Origin of the sequence: Actinoplanes sp. NBRC 101535, assembly GCF_030269225.1 — a bacterium.
Lineage (GTDB): Bacteria > Actinomycetota > Actinomycetes > Mycobacteriales > Micromonosporaceae > Actinoplanes > Actinoplanes rectilineatus.
Window position 1 is genome coordinate 1 of the sequence record NZ_BSSY01000029.1, and the last position, 25,898, is coordinate 25,898.

20 protein-coding genes are annotated in these 25,898 nt (G+C 71.2%); 12 read left to right on the forward strand and 8 right to left on the reverse strand.

What is annotated here, in order from left to right:
- Positions 1-137: transposase (locus tag QSK32_RS43065; RefSeq protein ID WP_502872599.1), on the forward strand; the 137-nt coding region annotated here is incomplete at its 5' end.
- A 92-nt stretch (positions 138-229) separates the two neighbouring features.
- On the opposite strand, the gene QSK32_RS43070 is transcribed toward QSK32_RS43065, so the two are convergent.
- Together QSK32_RS43070 and QSK32_RS43075 are read right to left on the reverse strand one after the other, a co-directional pair.
- The gene (locus tag QSK32_RS43070; RefSeq protein ID WP_285475324.1) at positions 230-2,806 is read right to left on the reverse strand and encodes a molybdopterin-dependent oxidoreductase; all 2,577 of its coding nucleotides are present in this window, start codon (positions 2,804-2,806) and stop codon (positions 230-232) included.
- 2 nt (positions 2,807-2,808) lie between these two features.
- On the reverse strand, positions 2,809-3,600 hold the full coding sequence (locus QSK32_RS43075) for an FAD binding domain-containing protein (RefSeq protein WP_285475296.1): 792 nt from the start codon (positions 3,598-3,600) through the stop codon (positions 2,809-2,811).
- 198 nt (positions 3,601-3,798) lie between these two features.
- Between QSK32_RS43075 and QSK32_RS43080 the strand changes: the two genes are divergently transcribed.
- The 4 genes from QSK32_RS43080 to cydC are packed head-to-tail and all read left to right on the forward strand — an operon-like array spanning position 3,799 to position 9,441.
- Positions 3,799-5,181 (forward strand): cytochrome ubiquinol oxidase subunit I, encoded by a 1,383-nt coding sequence (locus tag QSK32_RS43080; protein ID WP_285475297.1) that lies wholly within the window; start codon positions 3,799-3,801, stop codon positions 5,179-5,181.
- A gap of 12 nt (positions 5,182-5,193) precedes the next feature.
- Positions 5,194-6,189: a cytochrome d ubiquinol oxidase subunit II gene (cydB, locus tag QSK32_RS43085; RefSeq protein ID WP_285475298.1), complete on the forward strand. Its 996-nt coding sequence runs from the start codon at positions 5,194-5,196 to the stop codon at positions 6,187-6,189.
- Positions 6,186-7,808 (forward strand): thiol reductant ABC exporter subunit CydD, encoded by a 1,623-nt coding sequence (gene cydD / locus QSK32_RS43090; protein ID WP_285475299.1) that lies wholly within the window; start codon positions 6,186-6,188, stop codon positions 7,806-7,808. Before cydB ends, cydD begins: the two co-directional genes overlap by 4 nt.
- 1 nt (position 7,809) lies before the next feature.
- Positions 7,810-9,441: a thiol reductant ABC exporter subunit CydC gene (cydC, locus tag QSK32_RS43095; protein WP_285475300.1), complete on the forward strand. Its 1,632-nt coding sequence runs from the start codon at positions 7,810-7,812 to the stop codon at positions 9,439-9,441.
- 6 nt (positions 9,442-9,447) lie between these two features.
- On the opposite strand, the gene QSK32_RS43100 is transcribed toward cydC, so the two are convergent.
- Positions 9,448-11,418 carry an ATP-binding protein gene (locus tag QSK32_RS43100; RefSeq protein WP_285475301.1) on the reverse strand — a complete coding sequence of 657 codons (1,971 nt, stop codon included), beginning with the start codon at positions 11,416-11,418 and terminating at the stop codon, positions 9,448-9,450.
- A gap of 335 nt (positions 11,419-11,753) precedes the next feature.
- Between QSK32_RS43100 and QSK32_RS43105 the strand changes: the two genes are divergently transcribed.
- Complete coding sequence (locus QSK32_RS43105; RefSeq protein ID WP_045744720.1) at positions 11,754-12,374, forward strand: DUF6230 family protein; 621 nt, start codon at positions 11,754-11,756, stop codon at positions 12,372-12,374.
- A 34-nt stretch (positions 12,375-12,408) separates the two neighbouring features.
- Positions 12,409-13,953, forward strand: coding sequence for a DUF6114 domain-containing protein (locus tag QSK32_RS43110; protein ID WP_285475302.1), 1,545 nt, complete (start codon positions 12,409-12,411; stop codon positions 13,951-13,953).
- A gap of 141 nt (positions 13,954-14,094) precedes the next feature.
- Here the strand turns inward: QSK32_RS43110 and QSK32_RS43115 are convergent, their stop codons facing one another.
- Complete coding sequence (locus tag QSK32_RS43115; protein WP_285475303.1) at positions 14,095-15,570, reverse strand: GGDEF domain-containing protein; 1,476 nt, start codon at positions 15,568-15,570, stop codon at positions 14,095-14,097.
- Positions 15,571-15,682: 112 nt separating this feature from the next.
- Here QSK32_RS43115 and QSK32_RS43120 point away from each other — a divergent pair, with 112 nt between their 5' ends.
- Positions 15,683-15,952 carry a DUF2277 domain-containing protein gene (locus tag QSK32_RS43120; RefSeq protein WP_045744718.1) on the forward strand — a complete coding sequence of 90 codons (270 nt, stop codon included), beginning with the start codon at positions 15,683-15,685 and terminating at the stop codon, positions 15,950-15,952.
- Between the two features lie 253 nt (positions 15,953-16,205).
- Here QSK32_RS43120 and QSK32_RS43125 read toward each other — a convergent pair whose 3' ends face one another.
- The 3 genes from QSK32_RS43125 to QSK32_RS43135 all read right to left on the reverse strand — a co-directional run bounded on the left by QSK32_RS43125 (position 16,206) and on the right by QSK32_RS43135 (position 19,617).
- The gene (locus QSK32_RS43125) at positions 16,206-17,582 is read right to left on the reverse strand and encodes a sensor histidine kinase (RefSeq protein WP_425394666.1); all 1,377 of its coding nucleotides are present in this window, start codon (positions 17,580-17,582) and stop codon (positions 16,206-16,208) included.
- A 38-nt stretch (positions 17,583-17,620) separates the two neighbouring features.
- Positions 17,621-18,364 (reverse strand): response regulator transcription factor, encoded by a 744-nt coding sequence (locus tag QSK32_RS43130; RefSeq protein ID WP_285475304.1) that lies wholly within the window; start codon positions 18,362-18,364, stop codon positions 17,621-17,623.
- Between the two features lie 251 nt (positions 18,365-18,615).
- Positions 18,616-19,617, reverse strand: coding sequence for a dioxygenase family protein (locus tag QSK32_RS43135; RefSeq protein WP_285475305.1), 1,002 nt, complete (start codon positions 19,615-19,617; stop codon positions 18,616-18,618).
- Between the two features lie 141 nt (positions 19,618-19,758).
- Between QSK32_RS43135 and QSK32_RS43140 the strand changes: the two genes are divergently transcribed.
- The 4 genes from QSK32_RS43140 (at position 19,759) to QSK32_RS43155 (ending at position 24,133) form a co-directional block, all read left to right on the forward strand.
- Positions 19,759-20,922, forward strand: coding sequence for a LolA family protein (locus QSK32_RS43140; protein ID WP_285475306.1), 1,164 nt, complete (start codon positions 19,759-19,761; stop codon positions 20,920-20,922).
- A 104-nt stretch (positions 20,923-21,026) separates the two neighbouring features.
- Positions 21,027-22,172: a tryptophan synthase subunit beta gene (gene trpB, locus QSK32_RS43145; RefSeq protein WP_045744715.1), complete on the forward strand. Its 1,146-nt coding sequence runs from the start codon at positions 21,027-21,029 to the stop codon at positions 22,170-22,172.
- A gap of 169 nt (positions 22,173-22,341) precedes the next feature.
- The gene (gene trpA / locus QSK32_RS43150) at positions 22,342-23,445 is read left to right on the forward strand and encodes a tryptophan synthase subunit alpha (protein ID WP_502872598.1); all 1,104 of its coding nucleotides are present in this window, start codon (positions 22,342-22,344) and stop codon (positions 23,443-23,445) included.
- Positions 23,432-24,133, forward strand: coding sequence for a GntR family transcriptional regulator (locus tag QSK32_RS43155; RefSeq protein WP_245674103.1), 702 nt, complete (start codon positions 23,432-23,434; stop codon positions 24,131-24,133). The genes trpA and QSK32_RS43155 overlap by 14 nt, the downstream gene beginning before the upstream one ends.
- A 324-nt stretch (positions 24,134-24,457) precedes the next feature.
- Here the strand turns inward: QSK32_RS43155 and QSK32_RS43160 are convergent, their stop codons facing one another.
- The gene (locus tag QSK32_RS43160; protein ID WP_285475307.1) at positions 24,458-25,489 is read right to left on the reverse strand and encodes a tetratricopeptide repeat protein; all 1,032 of its coding nucleotides are present in this window, start codon (positions 25,487-25,489) and stop codon (positions 24,458-24,460) included.
- Positions 25,490-25,898 lie beyond the last annotated feature (409 nt).

Here is a 25,898-nt window from a genome sequence, read left to right on the forward strand (position 1 = left end):
AGGAGTTCCCCGACCTGGTGCGCCACTACTACCGAGCCAACAAGCTCTGGTCGGGCTCGTACTTCGCGGGCTCCGTCGGCGGCGCACCGCTGAGCGTCGTGAAGCAGTACACCGAGCAGCAGAACCGCCCCGGTTAAGGCACTGCTCGGGCCTGGCGGCCCTCCCAGCGCGGGCCTTCACCCCCGGCCTGAAGGCCGGAGCACTGGCCCGCATCCCGGTAGCCGGCTGATCAGTCCTGCAGGGCCTGCCAGATGCGGTCGGCGGTGTAGGGGAGTTCGGTCATGCGTACCCCCGTGGCGTCTCTGATCGCGTTGCCCAGCGCCGGGGAGACCGGGTTGAACGGGCTCTCGCTCATCGACTTGGCGCCGAGCGGGCCGATCGCGTCGGTCGTGTCGGCGAAGTGGACCTCGGTGAACGGGGTGTCCGCCACGGTGGGCAGGTGATACTGGCGGAACGTCGTGGTCGTCACCCGGCCGTCCGCGTCGATGTCCACGTGTTCGGACAGGGTCGCGCCGAGTGCCTGCGCCACGCCACCCTCGATCTGACCGCGCAGTTGTCCCGGGTTCATCACCGTGCCCGCGTCGGCGCTGTGCACGCTGCGCAGGATCCGCAGTTCGCCGGTGTCCGGGTCGATCGCCACCCGGAACCACTGGGCGTTGAACGCCACCGACCGGGGTGTCCCGTCGAAGTGCCCCCGGCCGACGCCGGTCTCCGGCGACTGTTTCAGCGAGCGTGCGGCCCGCAGCACGGCACGGCCGGCGACGACGACACCGGTCGAGGCGAACGCGCCGGTGTCGTGGGCGACCACGTCGGTGTCGGACTGGCGGATCACGATCCGGTCAGGGGTGGTGCCCAGTTCGTCGGCGGCGATCTGGGCGTGCACGGTGGTGCTGCCGTTGCCGAATTCGGCGGTGCCGACCGACAGTTCGTACCGGCCGTCCGGCAGGGTGCGGATCGTCGCGTCGGCGAAGTGGCCGCCGGGCGGGCCGGCCGCGATCATCGCGATCGCCATGCCCTCGCCGACCAGCCACCCGTCCGGGGCGTCGTCCTGTGTGAGGCCGGCCGCGCGGATCCGGTCCAGGCACTGGTCCAGGCCGTAACTGGCGATGCCCAGGTCGTCGACGTGCTCGCCGGGGGCGGTCAGGTCGTCGCCGGGGCGGACCACGTTGCGTTCGCGGAACGTGACCGGGTCCATGCCGATGCCGCGGGCCACCTCGTCGAGGACCTGTTCGACGGCGAAGGTGACCTGGCCGAGGCCGTACCCGCGGAACGCGCCGGCCGGCACCGTGTTGGTGTAGACCGTCATCGCGTCGGTGCGCATGTTCGCGCACCGGTAGACGGCGAGTGTCTCGTGGCAGCCGTGGAACATCACCGACCTGCCGTGGTTGCCGTACGCGCCGGTGTCCACCAGCACGTCCAGTTGCAGAGCGGTCAGGGTGCCGTCGCGGCGGGCGCCGGCGGTGGCGGTCACGACGAACGGGTGGCGGGTGGTGGCGCCGGTGAACTGTTCGGTGCGGGTGTACTCCCAGCGGACCGGGCGGCCCAGGCGCAGCACGGCGAGCGCGACCAGGTCCTCGGTGAGCATCTCCTGTTTGCCGCCGAATCCGCCGCCGACCCGGCCGGCCATCACCCGGACCCGGTCGGTGGGCAGGTCGTAGAGGCGGGCGAGCAGCCGCCGGGTCAGGAACGGTGTCTGGGTGCTGGAGCGGATGACGAGCCGGCCGTCGTCGTCGAGCCATCCGACCGAGCCGTGCGTCTCGAGGCTGGCATGCTGCACCCGCGGCGTCCGGAATGTCGCCCCGTAAACGAAGTCCGCCGCGGAGAACCCAGCGGAGACATCGCCGATGGAAGCATGCAATTCCCCGACGACATTGGAAGAAGCCCGGGAAATACCGTCGGATTCGGACTTGTCGCCGTGGATCGGCGGCGAGGTGACCGCCGACGACGGGTCGACGACAGCCGCCAACAGCGAATATGTCACGACGAGACGCCGACAGCCCTCCTCCGCGGCCGCCTCCGACGAGGCGACCACCGCCGCGACCCGCTGCCCGATGAACCGCACGACATCGTCCAGGATCCGGGTGTCGTAGGGATCCTCCGACTCGGTCTCGTGCTGCGCCGTCGAGAACAGCACATCCGGCACGTCGGCGTGCGTGAACACCGCCTCCACCCCCGGCACCGCCAGCGCCGCCGACGCATCGATCGCCACGATCCGCGCGTGCGCGTGCGGCGACCGCAGCACTTTCAGATGCAGCACGCCCGGCACGTCGATGTCGAAGGTGTACCGCGCCGCCCCGGTCACCACCGCAGGGCCGGCCGGCGCGCCCAGGCTAGACCCGACCGCACGGCCGGCGCCGGGAGCAGGGCAGGCAGGGGCACAGGACTCCGGACCGCCTCTGACGGCGTCGGTGACAGCACGGTATCCCGTACAACGGCAGAGATTTCCCTTGAGGGACCGCGGCAGGTCCTCGCGCTGCTCCGGGGTCAGTGCCGCGCTTGTCATGATCATTCCGGCGGTGCAGAAGCCGCACTGGAATCCCTGCGCGTCCAGGAAACTCTGCTGCACCGGGTGCAGTCCGTCGTCCCCGGCGAGCCCCTCGATCGTCGTCACGCTGCGCCCCTGGGCGCGGAAGGCCGGATAGACGCAGCTGTGCACGGGTCTCCCGTCGACGTGCACGGTGCACGCCCCGCAGTCCCCGCTGTCGCAGCCCTTCTTGACCCCGAAGCAGCCCTGTTCCCGCAGGTAGGTGCGCAGGCATTGCCCCGGCCGGGGTTCCCCGGCATGCGTCTCGCCGTTGATCTCCATGCTCACTCGACCAGCTCCGCTCTGATCTGTTCCGCATAGTGCCTGGTCAAATGTTGTCGCCACAGTGGCCGCCCGTGCACGTCGTCGACGTAGTCCGCCAGCGACAGCACCGCCAGCGCCTCCGCGAGATCGGTTGCCGAGGGGGATGACGGGAATCGCAGCACGTGCGGCCGGTGCGTGGCCGCGCTGATCGTCAGGCTCAGGCCCCCGGCGGGCTCCGCCCGGCCGATCACCAGCACCGCGCTGCGTCCGTGCCGGTGCAGGGATCCTCTGCGGTACGCCGTCCGTGAGCCCAGCGCCTCCCCCGGCAGACGGATCGACCGCAGGAGTTCCCCGTCGCGCAGCAGGGTCGTGCCCTGCCCCGTCACGAAGTCCGCCGCCGGCACCACCCGCTGGGTGCCGTCCGGCCCGAGCAGCAGCAGTGTCGCGTCGAGCGCCACGGTCAGCGAGATCATCGGCCCGGCCGGCAGGGCGGCGCAGAGGTTCCCGCCGACGGTCGCCACGTTCCAGATCTTGAAGGAGGCCAGGAACGCGTGGCAGCACTGCCGGACGATCCCGTGCCGGGCGAGGCGTTCGGCGAGGTCGGCGATGGTGCAGGTGGCGGCGATCTCGACGGCGCCGTCGTCGTGGACCCGCAGCGACGGCCACCCGGCCGACGGCAGGTCGAGCAGGCGCCGCACGTCCGGTCGTGGCTCGCTGAACAGCGCGGTCCCGCCACCCAGCCAGGCGTCGCCGGGGCGCCACGAGCCGGGCGCGGCGGGACTGATCACTTCGGTGACGGTGTGCAGATCCACGTTCGTACGCTACGTGACCCGTGTTTCGGATCTTGGCAAACCGTTTCCCCGATGTGTCCAGGGGCCGCGGTCACCGGGGGTCCGGGTCCCCCTCGGGACCTTCGGCCCCGCCCGCGGACGTTTTTCGGGACCTTCGCCCCTGATCGGCGTGCGACGCGGCGAGCAGGGTCAGGGGAGACTCACATCGAAAGGACGTCCGTGGACGCGCTCGATCTGTCACGGTGGCAATTCGGCATCATCACCGTGTACCACTACATCTTCGTCCCCATCACGATCGGGCTCTCCTTCCTGGTGGCCGGCATCCAGACCGCCTGGGTGCGCACCGGCCGGGAGAAGTACCTGCGGGCGACGAAGTTCTGGGGCAAACTCTTCCTGATCAACTTCGCCATCGGGGTGGTCACCGGCATCGTGCAGGAGTTCCAGTTCGGCATGAACTGGTCGGACTACTCGCGGTTCGTCGGCGACATCTTCGGTGCGCCGCTCGCCATCGAGGGTCTTCTGGCCTTCTTCCTGGAGTCGACCTTCCTGGGACTCTGGATCTTCGGCTGGGACAAGCTCCCGAAGAAGGTCCACCTGGCCACGATCTGGACCGCCGCGACCGGCACCCTGCTGTCGGCGTACTTCATCCTGGCCGCGAACTCGTGGATGCAGCACCCGGTCGGCTGGACGATGGGCGACGGCCGCGCGGAGCTGACCAGCATCGGCGCGGTCCTCACCAACTCGACGACCCTGGTCACCTTCCCGCACACCGTCACCGCCTGCTTCCTGACCGCCGGTGCGGTGATGCTCACCGTCAGCGCCTGGCACATCCGGCGCCGCAACCAGGACGAGGTGTTCCGCCCGTCCCTGAAGATCGGCGCCTGGGTGGTCCTGGTCTCCGGGGTGCTCGTGATGATCACCGGTGACATCCAGGCCCGGGTGATGACCGAGCAGCAGCCGATGAAGATGGCCGCGGCCGAGGCGCTCTACGACAGCACCGAGAGCGCGTCGTTCTCGCTGTTCACCATCGGTTCGCTGGACGGCTCCGAGGAGCTGTACAGCGTGCGGATCCCGTCGCTGCTGTCGTTCATGGCGACCGGCTCGCCGGACGGCGAGGTCGAGGGCATCAACGACGTGCAGCGCGAGTACCAGCAGACGTACGGCGAGGGCGACTACACACCGGTCGTGCCGGTCACCTACTGGTCGTTCCGCCTGATGATCGGGTTCGGTGGTCTGGCCATGGTGGTCGCGCTGGCCTGCCTCTGGTTCACCCGCGGCGGCCGCCTGCCGCAGAGCCGTCTGCTCTGGATCGGCGCGCTGACCACGGTGGCGATGCCGCTGCTGGCCAACTCGTTCGGCTGGATCTTCACCGAGATGGGCCGTCAGCCCTGGTCGGTGTTCGGACTGCTCAAGACCGAGGACTCGGTGTCCCCGTCGGTCTCCACCGGTGAGGCCGCGACCGGCCTGATCGTGCTGACCCTGGTCTACGGGGTGCTCGCCGTCATCGAGGTCGGGCTGTTCCTGAAGTACGCCAAGGCGGGCGCACCGGAGATCACGCCGGAGTCCGACGAAGCCGACAAGCCGCTCGCGTTCGCGTACTGAGGAATCGACGACATGGATCTCACCACTTTCTGGTTCCTGCTGATCGGCGTCCTCTGGGCCGGGTACTTCCTGCTCGAGGGCTTCGACTTCGGCGTCGGCATCCTGCTGCCCGTCCTCGGCAGGGACGACCGCAGCCGCCGCCTGGCCATCAACACCATCGGACCGGTCTGGGACGGCAACGAGGTGTGGCTGATCGTGGCCGGTGGCGCCACGTTCGCCGCGTTCCCCGAGTGGTACGCCACCCTGTTCTCCGGGTTCTTCCTGCCGCTGCTGCTCATCCTGGTCGCGCTGATCGTGCGCGGTGTCGCGTTCGAGTACCGCGGCAAACGTGACGGTGCCGTCTGGAGGAAACGCTGGGACACCGCGATCTTCTGGAGCAGCCTGATCCCGGCGATCCTCTGGGGTGTCGCGTTCGGCAACATCGTGCGCGGGGTGCCGCTGGACGCGAACCACGAGTACGTCGGCGGGTTCTTCAACCTGCTGAACCCGTACGCGCTGCTCGGCGGCCTGACCACCCTCGCGCTGTTCACCCTGCACGGCGCGGTGTTCCTGGCGCTCAAGACCGACGGACCGATGCGCGAGCAGGCCGGCGCGCTGGCCGCCAAGCTGGCCGTGGCCGCCGTCCCGGTCGCCGCCGCGTTCCTGATCTGGACCGGCATCGCGAGCGGTGACGTCTGGGGCATCGCGGTCTCGGTGCCGGCGGCGCTCGCCCTGGTCACCGCGGTCGTGCTGACCCGGGTACGCCGGGAGGGCTGGGCCTTCACCGCGACCGCCGCGACCATCGTGCTCGCCACCGCCGCGCTGTTCGTGACGCTGTTCCCGAACGTGATGCCGTCCACGCTGGACGCGGCCAACAGTCTGACCACCACGAACGCCTCGTCGACGCCGTACACGCTGACGGTGATGACCTGGGTGGCGGTCTGCTTCACCCCGCTCGTGCTGATCTACCAGAGCTGGACGTACTGGGTGTTCCGCAAGCGCCTGAAGCTGAGCGACATCCCGGCGTGAAACCCCTCGACCCGAGGCTGTTGAGGTACGCCCGTGCGACGCGGGCGTACCTGGTGGCCACCGTCGCCCTCGGCGCCGTGCACGCGGCGCTGCTGATCACCCTCTCCTTCCTGCTGGCCGACGCGATCACCGGTGTGTTCCTGCACGGCGCCGGGGTGCCGCAGCTGCTCCCGCTGATCGCCGTGGTCGCCGCCCGCTCGGTGGTGGCCTGGCTGCAGGAGGTGGCGGCGACCCGCTCCGCCGCGGCGGTCAAGAGCGAACTGCGCCGGCGTCTGCTGGCGCACGTGGCCGGCCTCGGGCCGTACCACCGCACGCCGGCCGGGGAGATCGCCACCCTGGCCGGCCACGGGCTGGACGCGCTGGACGCGTACTTCGCCCGCTACCTGCCGCAGCTGGTCCTGTCCGTGCTGGTGCCGGGCCTGCTGCTGGCCCGGCTGCTGCCCGCCGACCTGATCGCCACCCTCACCATCGCGGTGACGCTGCCGTTGATCCCGGTCTTCATGGCACTGGTCGGCATGCACACCGAGGCGGCCACCAAACGGCAGTTCCGGCTGCTGGCCCGGCTGTCGCACCACTTCCTCGACGTGGTCGCCGGGCTGCCCACCCTCAAACTGTTCGGCCGGGCCGGGGCGCAGGCCGGGATCATCCGGCGGATCAGCGGCGAGCAGCGGCAGCAGACCATGCGGACGCTGCGTACCGCGTTCCTGTCGTCGCTGGTCCTGGAACTGCTGGCCACCCTGTCGGTGGCGCTGGTCGCGGTCGGCATCGGCCTGCGGCTGGTACACGGCGAACTGGACCTGGCGACCGCGCTGACGGTGCTGATCCTGGCGCCGGAGGCGTACCGGCCGCTGCGCGAGGTGGGCGCGAACTACCACGCCAGCGCCGAGGGCCTGGCCGCGGTGGAGGAGGTCTTCGCGATCCTCGAGACGCCGCTGCCCGCCGAGGGCGGTGCGGCTCCCCGCGACGGTGCCCTCGTGTTCGACCAGGTGGAAGTCCGGTTCCCCGGCCGGGCCGAACCCGCGCTCCGGTTGTCCGCGACGATCGAGCCCGGGGAGATCGTGGCGCTGACCGGGCCGTCCGGGTGCGGCAAGTCGACAGCGCTCGCCGCGCTGCTGGGCTTCGTGTCGCCGGCCTCCGGCACGATCACCGTCGGAGGCGTCGATCGGGAAACGATCGCTCCCACCGCGTGGCGGTCGAAGATCGCCTGGGTGCCGCAACGACCGCATCTGATCGCCGGGACCGTGCGCGAGAACATCGCGTTGACCGGCGCGGACCACGACGCGGTCGTCGAGGCCGCCCGGCTGGCCGGTGCCGACACCTTCATCGCCGCACTCCCCGACGGCTACGACACCCTGCTCGGTGACGCCGGTTCGGGCCTGTCCGCGGGACAACGACAGCGCATCGCCCTGGCGCGGGCGTTCCTGAAGGACGCGCCGATCGTGCTGCTCGACGAGCCGACGGCCAACCTGGACACCACCACCGCCGCCGAGGTGATGGACGCGATCCGCCGCCTGGCCCACGGACGGACGGTACTGATCGCGGCCCACCGTCCGGAACTGATCGCCCTCGCCGACCGGGAGCTCCGTCTCGCCGGCTCGCTGACTCCCGCAGGTGCCTGAGATGACCGTGCTCCGCGCGTACCCCCTGATCAAGCCGGCGGCGGGTCGCCTGGCTCTCGCCGTGCTGGCCGGAGCGGGAGCGGCCGGTGCCGCCGTCGCCCTGACCGCGGTCTCCGCCTGGCTGATCTCCCGGGCCGCGCTGCACCCGCCGGTGCTGCACCTGATGGTGGCGATCGTCGCGGTCCGCGCGTTCGGTCTGAGCCGCGGCGTGCTGCGTTACCTGGAACGGCTGATCGGGCACGACGCCGCGTTCCGGATCCTCGGCGACGTGCGGGCCCGGCTGTTCACCCGGCTGGAGCGCCTGGCGCCGGCCGGCCTGGCCGACTTCCGGCGCGCGGACCTGGCGCAACGGCTGGCCGCCGACGTGGACGCGGTCCTCGACCTGGTCACCCGGGTGGCACTGCCCTACGCGGTGGCCGCCGTGGTCGGCCTGGCCGCGGTGCTGGTGGTGGGCGCGCTGGTCCCGGTCGCGGGCCTCACCCTCGCGGTCGCGCTGCTGGTGGTCGCGATCGGGGTGCCGCTGCTGCAGCGTGCCGCGGCGCGGCGTGCCGACGGACGGCTCGCTCCGCTGCGCGGTGAGCTCACCACCGGTGTGGTCGATCTGCTGCACGGGCTTGCGGATTTCTCGGTGTACGGGGCACAGCACTCCCGTCTGTCCCGGCTCGACGACGTGGACGCCCGGATGACGCGGGCGAGCCGCCGGTCGGCGAACGTGGCCGGGCTGTCCGCCGCGGTGACCATGCTGAGCACCGGCGTGTGCGTGCTGGTCGGGCTGGCCGCGGGTGCCGTGGCGGTCCGCTCCGGCGCCCTGCCCGGGGAACTGCTGGCGCTGGTGGTGCTCACGCCGATGGCGGTCTTCGAGATCGCCGGGCCGCTGCCGATGGCGGCGCAGACCTACGTCTCGGCGCGTGCTTCGATGCGCCGGTTGGCGGAGTTGTGGGACGCGCCCTCGCCGCTCTCCTCCCTCGGCTCTTCGCCGGCGACTCCTGTTTTTTCGGACATTCCCGAAATCCGGGTGGAGAACGTGACCGCGGGATGGGTGCAGGGACGGACCGCGGTCAGTGGCGTCTCGCTCACGCTGCCGCCCGGCGGCCGGGTGGCGCTGGTCGGGCCGAGCGGGTCCGGCAAGAGCACGGTGGCCGCCCTGCTGGTCCGGTTCCTCGATCCGCGCGCCGGACGGGTCACCCTCGACGGCACGGATCTGCGGTCGATCGTGCCGGAACGGGTCCGGGAGGTCGTCGGCTACCTGCCCGAGGACGCGTACCTGTTCGACACCACGATCGGCGACAACCTGCGGATCGCCCGCCCGGACGCGACCGGCGCCGCGCTGGAGCAGGCGCTCGCCTCGGCCCGGCTGCTGGACTGGGTGCGGACCCTGCCGGACGGGCTGGACACCCTGGTCGGCGAACACGGGATGGCCCTCTCCGGAGGGCAGCGGCGCCGGCTGGCCCTGGCCCGGATCCTGCTCGGCGACGCGCGGGTGCTGATCCTGGACGAACCGACCGAGCACCTCGACGACGAGACGGCCGGGGAGCTGACCCGGGATCTGCTGGCCGCGGCCGGGCACCGGTCGGTCCTGCTGATCACCCACCGCGAGGCCGATCTGGACGGTCTCGACGTCGTGCGGCTCTGAGTCCCGTCAGGCCGGCACCGACGCCGCGGCTTCCCGCTCCGCGCTCGTCAACGGTCCGGGGGCGACCGGGAACGTCAGCGTGAAGGTGCTCCCCCTGCCCACCACCGACTGCACCGCGATGGTGCCGCTGTGGTCGCGGATGATGTCCCGGACGATCGCCAGGCCCAGCCCCGGGCCCTGCACCGCCTGGTCCATCGCGTTGCCGGCCCGGTGGAACGGGGTGAACAGGCCCGGCACGTCCTCGGCCGGGATCCCGATCCCGGTGTCGGTGACGGTGATCGTCACGGTCCGGTCGTCGGCGGTCAGCAGCAGGGACACGCTGCCGCCGCCCGGGGTGAACTTGATGGCGTTGTCGAGCAGCTTGCGTAGTGCCCGCTGCAGCTGGACCCGGTCGCCCAGCACCCACGCCTGGTCCGCCTCGGCCGCCGAGAACGTCACCGTCAGGTCCTTGGACCGGGCCGCGTTGCCCAGTTCGTGGTGGACGGCGGTGGCGATCGCGACCAGGTCCAGCGGTTCCGGCTCGCCGACGGCGCCGGAGTCCGGGCGGTCCAGCAGCACCAGGTCGCCGATGGTGTCGTGCAGCCGGTGGGCGTTGCGCATGATCGCGCTCAGTGCCCGGCGCTGCAGCGGCGACAGCCCGGCGAAGTCCTCCTCGCTGATCATCTCGGTGTACCCGAGGATGCTGGTCAGCGGTGTCCGCAACTCATGGGTGACGGTCTGGATGAAGACGTCCTTGCGCTGGTCGAGCAGGCGCAGCTCGCTGATCAGGCGGGCCTGGTCCTGCTGGAAGGCCACCTGCCGGAGCACCCGCTCGATCTCCTGGGCCACCGCGGTGAGCAGCCGCTGCTCGGACTCCGTCCAGTCCACCGGCCCGACCCGGTAGACATGCAGGAAGCCGGGCTCCGAGGGCCCGGCCATCGCCACGCCGAAACCGCCGTCGGCACGCACCCCGGCGCGGCCCGGCGGCCCGGCGAGCAGGTCGTCCTCCACCGGCGCGGACAGGCCGCCGGCCCGGCCCGGCCAGTGGACCGCGACCATGGCGCCGGACGGGTGGGCGAACCGGCAGTAGACCGCGTCGGCGCCGACCGCCGAGCCGACCAGCTGGGCGATGCGGCGCCCGGTCACCGCCGGATCGCGGCTGCTGCGCTCGGAACTCTTCTCCTGCAACTCCACGCCGACCGCCTGCCGCAACCCGGCGCGGGCGGCGCGGGCCTGCTCGGCGGCGAGCAGGGTCTCGGTCTGGGCGGCCAGGTCGTTGAGGGCGTCGGTCACCGACCGCATCTCCCGCCCGCCGGCCGGCGTGGCCCGCGCCGAACGGTCGCCGGCCGCCAGGCTGCGGATGGTGTCACCCAGGTTGGCGAGGGGAACCAGGAGCTGCCGCCGGGCGGTCCGGACCACCAGACAGCCGACCACCAGGATCACCCCGACCAGTACCGCGGCGATCAGGTCCACCAGTTCGGTGGCCTCCCGGCCGGACTTCGCCTCGGCCTGGTACTCGGCCTCGATCGCGGCGGCGGACTCCCTGTTGACCAGGCGCAGCGTGTCGAAGAGCTGTTTGCCCCCGGAGATCAGGGCCTCGTCGGTGTTCGTCACGCCGGCCGCCACGATCGGACCGGCGTACTCGGTGAACCAGGCCCGGGCTGCCAGGTTCTCCTCGACGAGCTTCTGCCGCACGGTCGCGTCCCGGGTGTGGCCGGCCGCCGTGTTGAGCGCCGCGAAGACCGCCTCCCGCGCCGGTGGGTACGGCTCCAGGAACAGGTTCTCGCCGGTCAGCTGGAAGCCGCGCACGCTGGTCTCGGCGTCGGTCATCCGTTGCAGGATCTCGTCGTTGGCCAGCCGGGCCACCTCGATCCGTTCCATCCGTGACTCGTGGCCGGACCGGACCCGGCCGCCGACCGCGAACTGCACCACCAGGAAGGTCACCCACAGCAGGAACAGCGCGGCGAACCCCACGTTGAGCCGGCGCTGCACGCTCATCAGCGGCGCTCCTCGGGGGCGTTCATGCACCTCACTTCGGCAGGAGCGCCGGGTGACCTAAGGCACGCGCGGAAGAGCCGCCGACTTTTGTTACCTATCCGCAACAATCCAGGCCTTGCGTACCACGGGTAACGGATAACTGGCGCTTTTGCCGGAATTGCCGGATCAAGGCGTGGAGCCGCATCACGGAGAGTCAAGTTGATCAATGTGATCCGGGTTACCGGCAGGTAGCCCAGACCCTTGTTCCCGCCGGTCGGTAGCGGCAACATTTCCCGCACATTACGGTCGCGCCATCGACACCCGTCGCTGCGGCCGCTCTCCCCGGGAGGCTTCGCGTGCAGGATCAGCAGCTCGGCGGGCGCACCGACTGGCGCCGGTTCGCGGTGGCGGTGGGCCTGCCCGCGGTCGTCGCCGGCGGCCTCGTCCTCGCCCTGGCCGAAGGCGCGCTGGCCGCGAACTTCACGGTCTCCGGCGCCCAGTTCAAACTCTCCGCCGACAGCCTCGTCGGCGAAGGCTTCACCCAGTACGGCAGCACCCTCGACACCGACGACCCGGACTACGAGGACGGCGAGATCCCGGCCGCCATGTCCGGCATCCGGCACGCCACCCTGACCAACCTCTGCCAGTCGGTGGCGGCCGGCCCGCTCACCCTGCGGATCGAGGCCGGCGGCGACCCGGCCCACCCGGTCGAAGCCGACGACCTGCTGATCGGCATGTCCGACCTGGGCGGCGACGCGGTGTTCGAGGACATCCAGATCGGCCTGGACGCGTCCACCCTCACCGGAGACGGCTCCGAGACGCACGGGGCGGCCGGCTCGTTCGGCCAGCAGGCCGGCACGGTCACCATCACGAACCTGCGGCAGCAGGCGTACTACACCTCGGCCTCGACGTTCACGCTGAACGGCATGACCCTCAAGCTCCACATCGGCGGCTCGCACGAGTGCTTCGCGGACTGACCCGGTCCGTTCCCCCGTTGCTGCTGGAGGACTAGTGGCTGAATACTGGCACCGGTTCGCGCGATGGCGGCGCGGCCGGCCGTTCTGGGGCGGTCTGCTCCTGCTGACATCCGGGCTGGAGATGTTCCTCAGCGCCAACATGTCGGTGGCGAACATGGACGTCCACATCGGGCCGCAAGGCTTCCTGTCCTACCTGCTGCCGTCGATCATGCTGGTCTGCGGGGCGCTGACCTGGCTGTCCCCGGCCCAGCGGCACTTCTACGGCATCGTGGGGGTGCTGACCGCGCTGTACTCGTTCATCGGCCTCAACCTGGGCGGCTGGATCGCCGGGATGCTGCTCGGGATCGTCGGCGGGGCACTCGCCATCGCGTGGGGGCCGGCCCGGGTCACGCCGGCCGTACCGCCGCCACCGGCCGCCCCCGAACCCGGCGACCCCGGCCCGGCGATCCTGGAACCCGACCTGTTCTCCCCCGGTCCTGATTCCTCCCCTGGCTTCGGCCCTGGAGAAAAGACCGCGGAGATCCGGCCGGCTGCCGCGCCGCCGGTGATTCCCGGCCCCGACCCCGGCCCGGGGCAGGGACACTGGCGACGGACCGCGCTGGTACTGATCGCCCCGGTCGTGGTGGCGACGACCGTGCTGGTCGCGGGCGACCGGCCCGCCGGAGCCGCCGAGTGCCCGGAGGGACTGCCCTCCCGCACGTCCACCCCGTCGTCGTCGGCCTCCCCCTCCCGGCCCGCCCCGGCGTCCCCGACCGCCTCCGCTTCCCCGCCGCCGGCCTCGGCGTCCACCTCTGTCCCCGCATCGGCCTCCCCAACCGTCTCGGCTGCGCCCGACGGGGAGAATCCGATCCTCGACGGAATCGGAGACGTCCTCGACGGCGTCGGCGACCTGCTCGGCATCGGCGACGAGGAGACGCCCTCACCGGAAGCGTCCATCTCCACATCCGCGTCCGCGTCCGCCTCCGCCTCCGCCTCCCCGGACGTCACCCCCGCCTCGGAGAGGCCGTCCTCCCCCGGCACCTCAGCCGCCACGCCCGCCACCTCGGTCACCGGGTCCGCGGCCTCCTCCCCTCCGGCATCGGCGCCGGCTTCCACATCGGCCTCGGCCTCACCTGAGGAGATCCCCTGTCTGGGCGCCCGCCAGGAGGGCCTGCTGGCCGACGGCGACACCCCGCCCCGAGCCGGCGCCGAGCCCGGCCTGATGAAGACCGATTCCTTGACCATGTACGACTCGTCCTACGACGGCGTCGTCGACGTCCCCACCGAGGACGGCAGCATCCGGTCGCTGAAGTTCACCATGGACCGCGCCGTCAACACCCCGTTCAGCCTGGAGATCGCCGAACCGGGCGGCGGCACCACCCTGATCACCAGCAGCGAGCTGACCATCGACGGCAACGTCGAGTTCTACACCTCCCGCTTCACCGGCAAGCTGTTCGGCCTGATCCCGGTCGTCTTCACCCCGGACCAGCCGCCCCCGCTCACCCTGCCGGTCCTCTGGTTCACCGACACCACCATCGACCTGGTGTACGTCCACAGCGACGAACTGACCGCCGACCCCCTCACCATCCGGGAGAGCTGACCGCCCCGCTCCCGGGCGGGCGTGATCGCCCATCGGCCGACCACGGCAGGCGCACCGCCCGCGGTCCCCCGCGAACAGGCCCCCGTCACCGACACGATCTCGGGTGACGTGCACGGCAGGTCGCGGACCACCGGCGGATCGTCAGGCGGATTCCAGCCAGGCGGTGGGGCCGTGGGGTTCGTAGCGGCCGACCCGGCCCTTTCCGGCGGCTTTTGCGGCGTACATCGCGGCATCTGCCTGTTTGAGAAGCGCGGTGAGAGTGACCGGGACGCCCGGCCGGGCCTGCGCCAAGCCGATGCTGCCACCCACCGTCACGTGACCGCCCGGCACCGGGATCGGCTCGGCGATACGCCGCAGCAGACGCATCGCCACCTCATCGCCGCGCTGATCGGCATCGGTCAGCAGGATCGCGAACTCGTCGCCGCCGATACGGCTCACCAGGTCGCCGGTGCGCAGTTCCGCGGAGAGGCGCCGGGCGACCGCGATCAGCACCTCATCGCCGGCGGCATGCCCGTAGGTGTCGTTGACCGGTTTGAAGCCGTCCAGGTCCAGGAGCAGGATGCACACGTCGTTCCCGGACAGGGCGGTGACCGCCAGGGCGTCGAAGGCGGCCCGGTTGAGCAGGCCCGTCAGCCCGTCGTGGTGCGCCTGGTGGGCGAGGGCGGCCTTCTGCTCGGCCAGTTCCGACGCCAGCCGGCCGACCGTGACCAGGGTGAGGAACTGCCGAATCAGCACCAGGGAGAAACTGGCCAGCAGCATCCAGACCAGCACCACGGTGAGCCGCCCGTCGCGGGCCTCCCGATAGCCGGCGAAGACCACGGCGATCACCACCGGCAGGTACGGCAGGAGCGCCCAGCCGCCGAACACCAGCCGCCCCACCATCTCCTCGCCCGGCCGGGACACCGCCAGCCGGCTGGAGACGGCCATCATCCAGGCGCACAGCACGTAACCGGCGCCGACCCCGTGCGACCACCACGGGTCGTCGGCGACGTCGTTGCGGATACCGCCGAGCAGGGTCGCGGCCTGCAACAGCGCGGCGGCGGCGAGCACCTGCTGAACGGTGGCGCCCAGCCCGGCCTTCGCGGTGGAGAGCGTGACCAGGGCGACCGCGGCGGCCACCACCAGCACCCCCATCACCACGACCTGCTGCGCGGCGATCAGCGCGCCGTCCGCACCGGCCAGCACCAGTTCCCAGGCCAACACGAAGATCGCGCCGGAGACCGCCGCCACGTCGATCACCTGGCGGATCATGGCGAGGCCCTCGGGACGCGGTCCGGCCAGCACGATCGCGACCGGGACGAGCAGGGCCGCCATGGTCGACAAGAGCTGCCCGGGGACCGCGGCGAGCGGCACACCGGCCACCGACACGAGCAGCAGCACGTTGGAGACCGACCAGAAGCCGCAAGCCACCGCGCCGATACCGAGGGCCACGCGCACCCGGCGCACGATCCAGCGATGCCGCGCCTTGCGGCGGAAGAAGAAGGCGGCGTACGCGCTGGCGAGCGCGATGAGCACGTCGGAGAGGGCGTAGCCGGCCGCCGGCGGGACGATCGTGTGCAGCACCTGCACGACGGCGGCGATCACGATGCCGATCAGCAGCGCCGCCCGCAGTCCCATGCCCACCCCGTCACCAACGGCAGACGCCCGGTCGAGCTGAGCAGTCGGCCGGAACGGCGAGTATGGCATAGATTACTGCGCGTCGACCCGCACCTCGCCGAGGAGAAACGCCGTGTGCCGGAGCATCCACCAGCTGCACAACTTCGAGCCGCCCGCGACCGAGGACGAGGTTCAGGCCGCGGCCCTGCAGTACGTCCGGAAGATCGCGGGGAGCACGCGTCCGTCGCAGGCGAACCAGGCGGCTTTCGACGCGGCGGTCGCGGCGGTCGCGGCGGCCACCACGGAACTGCTGGCGAACCTGGTGACCACGGCGCCGCCCCGGGACCGCGAGGTCGAGGCGGCCAAGGCGCGTGCCCGGGCGGAGAAACGGTACGGCAGCTAAACACGTTCCGTGGTCAGGGCGAAGCCCGTCCGCGTGGTGACTTCAGCCGCGCTGGACGCCCGAAGTCACCACACCCGTGGCGGTGTGGTGATTACAGGCGCGCTGGACGCCCCAAATCACCACACCCCTGGCGGCGTGGTGAATACGGGCGCGCTGGACGCCCCAATTCACCACACCCCTGGTGGCGTGGTGAATACGGGCGCGCTGAGCGCCCGAAATCACCACAGAGGCAGACCCTGACTGCGATAGGTGTCTAGCGCGGGAGGCGTACCACTGCTTTCAACCCTGGCTGGGCGTCGCCGAGGGTGACCGTGCCGCCGTGTTTGCGGACCAGTTCATGCACGATCGCCAGACCGAGGCCGGAGCCGCCGGCGTCGCGGGCCCGGGCGTCGTCGAGCCGGGTGAACCGCTGGAACACCCGTTCGCGGTCTGCTTCCGGAATGCCCGGCCCGTCGTCGGTGACCGTGATCAGCAGGTGCGGACCGTCCTCGGCGACGCTCGCGACGACCTGGGAGCGGCGGTGGCGGACGGCGTTGTCGAGCAGGTTCGCCACCACCCGGGCCAGCGCGTCCGGTTCGGCGAGCAGTGGCATGGGCGCATCCGGGTCGCGGTAGGTGACGTCCGGGTACCGCTGTGCGGTCTCCCCCACCAGCTGACCGAGATCGATCTGCTCGAAGCGGCGGCCGGCCGGCCGTCCGTTCCCGTCCCTGCCGTTCCCGTCAGGTCTGGTGTTCTCGTCCTGGCGGGCGTTTTCGTCCTGGCGGGCGTTTTCGTCCTGGCGGGCCAGCAGCAGGAGATCGTCTACCAGCCGGGACAACCGCTGCACGTCGGCGAGCAGGTCGTCGGCCAGCCCCGGCCAGTCGGTGTCGTCGGGCAGGCGCTGCGCCACCTCCAGCTCGGTGCGCATGTTGGTGAGCGGGCTGCGCAGCTCGTGCGCGGCGTCGGCGACGAACGCCCGCTGCCGGGCCCTGGCCGCGTCCAGCCGGTGCAGCATGCCGTTCAGCGTCACCGCCAGCCGGAAGATCTCGTCCCGCGAGTCGGGTACCGGCAGCCGCCCCTCCCGCGTCCCGCCGGTGATCTCCTCGGCGCCGGCCCGGAGCGCGTCGACCGGTCGCAGGGCCGCACCGAGCGCCCGCCACAGGCCGGCGGCGAGCAACGCGACCAGCAGGGGGAACAGGATGAGCAGCGTGATCCGCAGCAGGTGCACACTCTGCGTGATCTCGTTGGTGGACCGGGCCACCAGGATCCGCAGCGGGTCGGTTGGCGGTCCGGCGGTCACCTTGACGACCCGGGCCTGCCCGTCGAAGCCGATCCGGTTCCCGGGGATCACGACGCTCCGCCCGTCGGGCAGATCGCGGAGTTCCTCCGCGTACAGGATGGGGACGAGCCGGTCGGCGGTGGTGGAGACGGCGGTGACCCGGTCCTGGGAGTCGATCACCTGGACCTGCACGCCGGGCGTGACCGGGATCGGATTGGGGAGTGCTTCCTGCTCGATCAGCCGGGCGACGCCCTGAGCGGTGTCCATCGACTCGGAGTGCACCGAGCGGGTCTGCGCGTACCCGAGCACCACGACGAGCAGGATGCCGCCCGCCGCGAGCCCCATGGTCAGGCCGGCCGCCGCCACCAGCAGCAGCCGGGCGCGGAGGCTCAGCTCCCGGGGTCGCCGCACTAGGCGGCCGGCCCGGCGGTTCCGGCCGGCCCGGCAGCCCCGGCGCTTTCGGCAGTTCCGGCGGCCCCGGCGCTTTCAGCCGGTCCGGGCGTGGCCAGCCGGTAGCCGGCGCCTCGCACGGTCTCCAGCCGATCCCGGCCGATCTTGCGACGGAGGTACCCGACGTAGACCTCGACGGCGTTCGGCGCGGTCTCCAGCGCGGCATCCCAGACGTGATCCAGCAGTTCGGTCTTGGAAACCACCTGCCCGGGCCGCCGCATAAGGTATTCCAGCAGCGCGAACTCGCGGGCCGTCAACGTCACCTCGTCGCCGGCGACAAGCACACGGCGTTCCGCCGGATCCAATTCGATATCCGCGTACGTGAGAATGGCCGGACGTTCCCGTGCGCCGCGCCGCAGCAGCGCCCGCAGCCGGGCGAGCAGCACGATGTAGGAGAACGGCTTGGTGAGGTAGTCGTCCGCCCCACAGTCGAGTCCGTCAGCCTGGTCATACTCGCCGTCTTTGGCGGAGAGCATCAGCACCGGCAGCCAGTGACGTTCCGCCCGGAGCTGACGCACCACCCGGTACCCGGACAGCCGCGGCAACATCACGTCGAGAATCATCGCGTCGTAGCCACCGTGCCGAGCCATCTCCAGCCCGTCCTGGCCGTCCCCCGCAACGTCGACCGCGAAGCCTTCCGCCTGCAGTCCCCGCCGCAGAGCAGCAGCCAGCCGCGCTTCATCCTCCACCACCAGCACCCGCACCCCCACACCTTGGCATGCCGAGGCATCCGTACGTGAACGCCTCTCAGCCACCTCACAGCGCCCCCGCCCGCAGCCTCGTGAGACGGCCCTGCCCGGGAAGCCGGCGCATCTGGCCCACCGGCGGTGATCGCCCTTCTCCACGGGGATCGGGATACGGGCTCCACGAGGATCGGGATACGGGCTCCACGAGGATCGGGATACGGGCTCCACGGGGATCGGGATACGGGTGCCGCCACCCGCCGCTGCGGTCGTCAGCTGGTCGGTGGTGTGCCGCCTGGCATGTCGCCGCTGGGGCGGGGGCCGCTCGGGGGCGCACCGCCGCCTGGGCCGCCGGAGCCCATCGGACCGCCGGAGCCCATGGGAGCGCCGGACGGAGCTCCGTCGCCGCTGAGCTGACCGCCGGTGGGTGTGGTCGTCGTGTCGACGCTGACGTCGAGCGACACCGCATACCCGGCGGTGGTGTCGCCTGTCACCGTGGCCAACTGCAGTGCGGCGGAGTCCTCGCCGAAGACGTTGTCGGTGTCCAGGGAGACGCCGGCCAGGTTCGTCACCGACGCCTCGTAGCCGGTCGTGGCGTAGACGACGTCGCACGTCTCCTTGGGCAGCGCGACCTGGGAGGTGGCGATCGCGTTCGAGGACGCCGTGATGCTCGCCTGGTCGGGGTAGACCTCGAAGTGGATGTGTGGCCACCGCCCGGCGTAACAAGCCGGGAAGACACTGGTGAAGGTGACCTTGCCGGAGTCGTCGGCGACCTGCACGCCACGCAGGTAGTTCTCCTCGGTGATCCCGGTCGAGTACAACGAGTACTCCCCGGCACGGTTGCAGTGCCAGACGTAGACGGCCACCCCCGCGAAGGCCGCTCCGGACTTCGTCAAGTCCTTGATCGTGAGGGTGAGCGTCATCGGCACGCCCTCCGCCGTGGCACTCGCATCGCCGAAGCTGGAACGGATGTCGCTGCGCACCACGCCGCTCTCGGTCAGCACGTTCGGCCCGTTGGAGCCGTCCCCCGGGTACGGCCCGGCGGTCTCGTCGGGGATCTCGGCGCTGGTGGCCTCGGACGTCGCCTCGGTGGTCGTCGTCTTGTCGCTGTCGCTGCAGGCGCCGAGACCGAGAGCCACGGCACCCAGTCCGAATGCGCGCAGCACCTGCCGCCGGCGGGCGATGGTTCCCAGGTCGAACGCGAGTCCCTGGTCCACGATCTCCTCGTCGGGCCGGGGCAGTAGGCGCCCCTCGTAGGTGGGGCTGTCTGACATGTGATCCCCCGATCAACGTCCGTTATGTCGACTATCACGCTATATGACCGCCCCGGACAGGGCCTCCCTTAAGGGACTTTCTCAGCGCGGTCACAGGCACGGCGGAGCACGATTGGCGACAGACAAGGGGAGGTGGACGACGTGTCCGTGTTCATGTCCAGGCCGGCACTGCGCTGGCTCGTACCATCGGCCGCGGCGATTGCGGTCATCGGCGGAGGAGCGGCGGCCGGGACGATCGTCGCCAATGCGGACCCGGCCCTGCCGGACCGCACCGCGGCACAGCTGCTGGTCGATCTGCAGAGCGCCGACGTGAAGGGGCTCTCGGGCACCGTGGTGCAGAACTCCGACCTCGGCTTGCCCGGCATCGCCGGACTGCTCGGCAAGGCGGGCGGCACAGTCTCCGGCGGGAACCCGGCCAGCCTCATCGCGGGCAGCAACACCGCCCGCGTGTGGTACGCCGGAGATGAGAAGGTCCGGCTGGCGCTGCTCGGCACCGACGGCGAGACCGATGTGATCCGCAACGGTTCGGACGTCTGGGTGTGGAACAGCGGCACCAACAAGGCCACGCACGTGACCCTCGACGGCTCGTCCGCCAAGGCCGGCGAGCACGCCCGGCCGGAGTCTCTGCCGAGCAGCCTGCCGTCGACGCCGCAGGAGGCGGCCGACGCGGCCCTGGCAGCCATCGACTCCACCACCGCGGTCACGACGACCGGCGCGGCGAAGGTGGCCGGCCGGGATGCCTATGAGCTGGTGCTCAGCCCGCGGGACACCGACTCGCTGGTCGGCCAGGTCCGGCTGGCGGTCGACGCTGAACAGCACATCCCGCTGCGCGTCGACGTGTATGCGAAGAACACGGTGAAGCCGGCCGTCCGTGTCGCGTTCGAGCAGATCAGCTTCGGCGTCCCGGACGCCGAACAGTTCACGTTCAACCCGCCGCCGGGCGCCACGATCGATGAGAAGGCCGCCGGTGACGTGGCCGAGGAGAAGGCCTCCGGCAGCGCGGCCGAGAAGCACGCGGAGAACAAGGGCGAGCCGTCGGGCAAGCCGGAGACCGCGGGCGACGGGCCGAAGGTCATCGGCAAGGGCTGGACCTCGATCCTCACCGCCTCGCTGCCGAAGGACTCGGTGGCCGAGGCCGAGAAGAGCGAGGAGGCCGCACCGCTGGTCGACACGCTCGAGAAGGTCAGCGGCACCTGGGGCAGCGGCCGCCTGCTGCGCGGCTCGCTCTTCAGCGCGCTGATCACCGACGACGGCCGGGTCTTCGCCGGCGCCGTCACGCCGGAGGCGTTGTACGCCGTCGCCTGAGGGTGACGCGATTGCCTGAGTGCTCACGCGAATAGTTATAGAACTCTGCCGCGCCGGTGTGCAACACTGAGCGCGGCAGAGTTCTATAACTTTCGGAGGTGCTCATGACCGCGGTCCTTCCCCCGACGTCCACCGGCCGGTTCGGCGACTTCGGCGGACGGTTCGTCCCCGAGTCCCTCGTCCCGGCCTGCGCCGAGTTGGCGGAGGCGTTCCGCGACGCCTGGGCCGATCCGGCCTTCCGCGGCCGCCTCGACGAGCTGCGCTCCACCTATGCCGGCCGGCCCACGGCGTTGACCCCGGCCACCACCCTCTCCGCAGAGCTGGGCATCACCCTGCTGCTCAAGCGGGAGGATCTGGCCCACACCGGCTCGCACAAAATCAACAACGTGCTGGGGCAAGCCCTGCTGGCCCAGCGGATGGGCCGCACCCGGCTGATCGCCGAGACCGGTGCCGGCCAGCACGGCGTCGCCACGGCCACCGCGGCCGCGCTGCTCGGCCTGCGGGCGACCGTCTACATGGGCGAGCGCGACATCGCCCGGCAGCGACTCAACGTCTTCCGGATGGAGCTGCTCGGCGCCGAGGTCGTCCCGGTGACCGCGGGCAGCCGCACCCTCAAGGACGCGACCAACGAGGCGATGCGCGCCTGGGTCGCCGCCGTCGGTGAGGCCCACTTCTGCCTCGGCTCGGTCACCGGCCCTCACCCGTACCCCTGGATGGTCCGTGAGCTGCAGAGCTGCATCGGTGAGGAGGCCCGGGAGCAGAGCCCGGCCGTTCCCGACGTGGTGGTCGCCTGCGTGGGCGGCGGCTCCAACGCGGCGGGCACCTTCGCCGGATTCCGTGACACCCGGGCCCGGCTGGTCGGGGTGGAGGCGGCCGGCGGCGCGGCGATGACGCACGGCCGTCCCGGCGTCGTCCACGGCTACCGTTCGATGCTCCTGCAGGACCCCGAGGGCCAGATCGTCGAGGCCACCTCGATCTCGGCCGGCCTCGACTACCCCGGCATCGGCCCCGAGCACGCTCACTGGGGTGCCATCGGACGCGCCGAATACGTGACGGCCACCGACGACGAGGCGCTCGCGGCCCTGCGGCGACTGGCCCGCGCCGAGGGCATCATCTGCGCTCTCGAGTCCGCCCACGCGGTGGCCTGGATCCTTCGCGCCGCCGGCACCCCGGAGCTGCCCACCGGTTCCACCGTGCTGCTCACGGTCTCCGGTCGAGGCGACAAGGACATGGAAACGCTGTGTCGTTGACAGCCTCCCCGTCCTCCGTGGGCGGGACATTCCCGGCCGCCTCGAGGTCTCCGCTCCTGGGCGGAACGCCTCCTCGCCTCGGCAACGAATCGGTTGCCTCCGGCCTGCTCACCAGGGAGTTCCGTCTCCTCTCCGGCTTCACCGCCGAAGACTCCACGAAAGGGATCCGATGACCGCCCCGACGACTGAGCCTGCCAAGACCTCGGTGAGCCGCACGGACCAGCCCTTCTCCTCGTCCGGTAACCCGACCAACACGACGAAACTCCCCGCTCCGGCCGACGCCACGGCCCAGCCCGGCCCCTCTTCCAGCAGTGTTACGGCACAGCAGAATTCCTCACCGCCCCACAGGGCAGGCCAACCCGGTTCCTCCCTGACCAGCGCGGCAGGACAGCACGACTTCACTCCAGCCGCCACGCCGGGAGCGCACAGCTCCACTCCGAGCGGCACGACGGGACACCGCGGCTCTTCGGCGGCCGGCTCGGCGAAGCGGCTTGTTCCTTACATGACTGGTGGCGTCACCGACGACTGGACCGACTATCTGCTGGCCTATCAGGAGGCCGGCGCCGACGCGATCGAGATCGGGCTGCCCTTCTCCGACCCGATGCTCGACGGGGCCACCATCCAACGCGCCTCCGACCAGGCGCTGCGGCGAGGCGCCACGGTAACGGCGGTCCTCGACGACCTGGCCGCGGTTCGTGACCGGATCCGGGTGCCGCTGATCGTGATGACCTACGCGAATCTGGTGTTCCACGACGGGGCCGAGGCCTTCTGCCGCCGACTCGCGGCCGCTGGCGTCACCGGCCTGATCATTCCCGACCTGCCCGTCGACGAGGCCACCGAAGTCGCCCGGCGCGCTGCCGAGGCGGGGGTGCGGCTGACTCTGCTCGCCGCCCCGACCACACCGCCGGGCAGGCTCACCGAGATCGTCACCCTCAGCGAGGACTTTGTGTACGCGGTGAGCCTGCTCGGCACCACCGGCGAACGTGACGGGCTGGCCTCGTCCGCGGCTCCACTCGCCGCTCGGATCAAGGCGATCACCGACAAACCGGTCCTGATCGGCTTCGGCATCTCCACCCCGGCCCAAGCCGCCGCTGCGGCACGTGCCGGGGACGGGGTGGTCGTCGCCTCCGCCCTCATGCGTAGGGTTCTGGACGGAGCTCCGCCCATCGAGCTCCGCACCGAGGTCGCCGCGCTACGCGCCGCCCTCGACCAGGCCGACCAGGAGGTGCACGCTGCCCACGCGCACACCGAAATACCAGGTGATCGCCGATGACCTGAGCCGCAAGATCCAGGATGGCGAGCTGCCTCCGGGTTCCGCGCTGCCTCCGCAGAAAGAGCTCAGTACCCGGTATGGCGTCACGCTGGCCACACTGCGGCAGGCGTTGCGGCAGTTGCAGGACGCGGGACTTCTGTCCCAGCAGCCCGGGCGAGGGACTTTCGTCTACCCTCCGCGGGCGGCATACCGGCTGGACACGCTGCGCGGTTTCGCCGAGGACCTGCGCTCCCAGGGCCACACGGTCACCACCGAGATCCTCGACCAGACCACCGGCACTCCACCGGACTGGGCCGAGGCCATCGGCGGCGGCCCGGCACTACGCCTGGAACGGTTACGGCTGGTCGCGGGGCGCCCCGCGGTTCACCAGCTGTCCTGGATCCAGGGAGTCGCACTCGCCGAGGCGGACCTGAGCGACACGTCGCTGTACTGGGCACTCGAGGACTCCGGCACCGCCGTGCGCCGGGCATCCGAAGTGGTCCGCCCCGCCGTCCTCGCCGATCCTGAGGCGGCGCTGCTCCGTCGTCCGGCGGGCGAGGCGGTGCTGGTGTCCGAGCGGGTGACCTACGGCCTGGACGACACGGTCCTGGTCGTGGACCGGGCGACCATCCTGGGTTCGGCGATGGAGATCCGCACCGAGCGGGCCGTCAACGGTTTCTCGATGCACTGGAGTCGCTCCACACCCTGACCACCCCGAAACCACCCACCTCCCCCGCTCAAAGGTCCCGCTCAAAGGCCCACGCTCACCCCATCACCCATGCTTGAGAGGCCGACGCTTAAAGACCTGGCGCTCAAGGGGGCCCACGCTTCGTCGGCTCCCGGACACGGACGTTGGGGATACCGCAGGGCGGCCGCTCGAGGGGCGGCTACCGGCTGTCGAATCGGGTGCCGACAGCAGGGGCGGAACCACGGCTACTGACGGTCGGCTCGAGCCGACCGTCAGGAACAGGCCACGGTGATGGCTACTGACGATCGGCTGGAGCTGTTGCCAGGAGCAGGGCCACGGCCACGGCTACTGACGATCGGCTCGAGCTGTTGCCAAGAGCAGGGCAAGAGCTACGGCTGCTGCCGCCAGGGATGACGGGTGTGGGGTGAGGGCGTAGGCGAGGAGGAAAGTCACCGCGATCGGGGCTGTCGCCACTGCGGTTAGGACGGCTCGGCGCTGGGACGGGGGCAGCAGTGGGAGGCAACGCCACGGGGTGGTGCGGGCCGGGATCAGGACCCGGGCGGAGAAGCCGAGCATTACGGCGGCCACGACTACGGCGGTGGCTCGGGACAGCAACGTGGACGGTGACCACCAGAAACCGGCGAGTGCAAGCAGGGTCGTCAGGGGGATGCCGACCAGGAGGCCCCTGCGCAAGCCGGCCAGCAGGCCGCGGATCGGGAACGTCAAGGCTGCGGCGTCCAGGCGGGCGGGATGGTCGGCGGCCAGGTGGCGGAGGCCTCGCATGGCGGCGCCCACGTGGAGGCGTTCGGCGTCGAGGAGGGCTACCAGCCAGCGGCCGCCGGGATTGTCGGGATCCTCGGCGAGGAGTGCCCGGGCGGCCGCGCCGGCGGCATCGCGACGGCCGGCGGCGCGTTCCACCTCGGCGAGGGTGAGCAGGTCGGGGACCGAATGCGGGTCGAGGGACAGGGCTCGGGCTGCCGCTGTCCGGGCCTCGTCGAAGTCACGGCGCAAGGCCAGGGCTCGGGCCAGTGCACGGTGCGCGTCAGGAAGGGAGGGTTCGAGACGGACGGCCTCGCGGGCTTCGGACACGGCCTCATCGAGACGTTCTGACAGGAGCAGGCACTCGGCGCGTTCGATGTGGGTGCCGGCCAGGTGCGGGGCTACCGCGATTGCTCGTTCCGCCGCGGCCAGGGCCGGTTCGACCATCCCCTGGAGACGGAACAGGCCCGCCAGCAGGACCAGCAGCACCGGGTCTGTGGGGGCTTCGGCCAGACCGGCCCGGGTCACCTCGGCGGCCTCCGCGAAACGGCCCACGTCGGCGAGCAGGCGGGCCCGCTCGGCATGCGCGCGTCCGCCCCGGTCTGGAACTCCCGTCACCATCGCCTCCGTCCCACGACACGCATCAAACCCCGCCCTCGCCCCGAGACTCCATCACGATCGAACGCATCCAACAGACACCGCCCCCACCCGCAGCTCGTCACCATCGAACGCACCCGCACCCGCACCGGACCCGGCACTCGCACTGGCGGCGGAGGCAGAGCGCTCCCCCGGATTGTCACTGGCCCCGTCACCGCCGCCGCCGACCACCGGGCACCGGGCTCGGCGCTCTCACCACCACCACTGGCACTCACGCTGCCATCGCCACCAGCACTGGTGCCTTCACGAGACGGAGCCGGCTCAGGGTGTGTTACAGGACACCGCGGTGGCTAGACACGTTTCGCGGTCAGGGTGCGAAGCCCGTCCGCGTGGTGAATACGGGCGCGCTGGACGCCCGAAATCACCACAC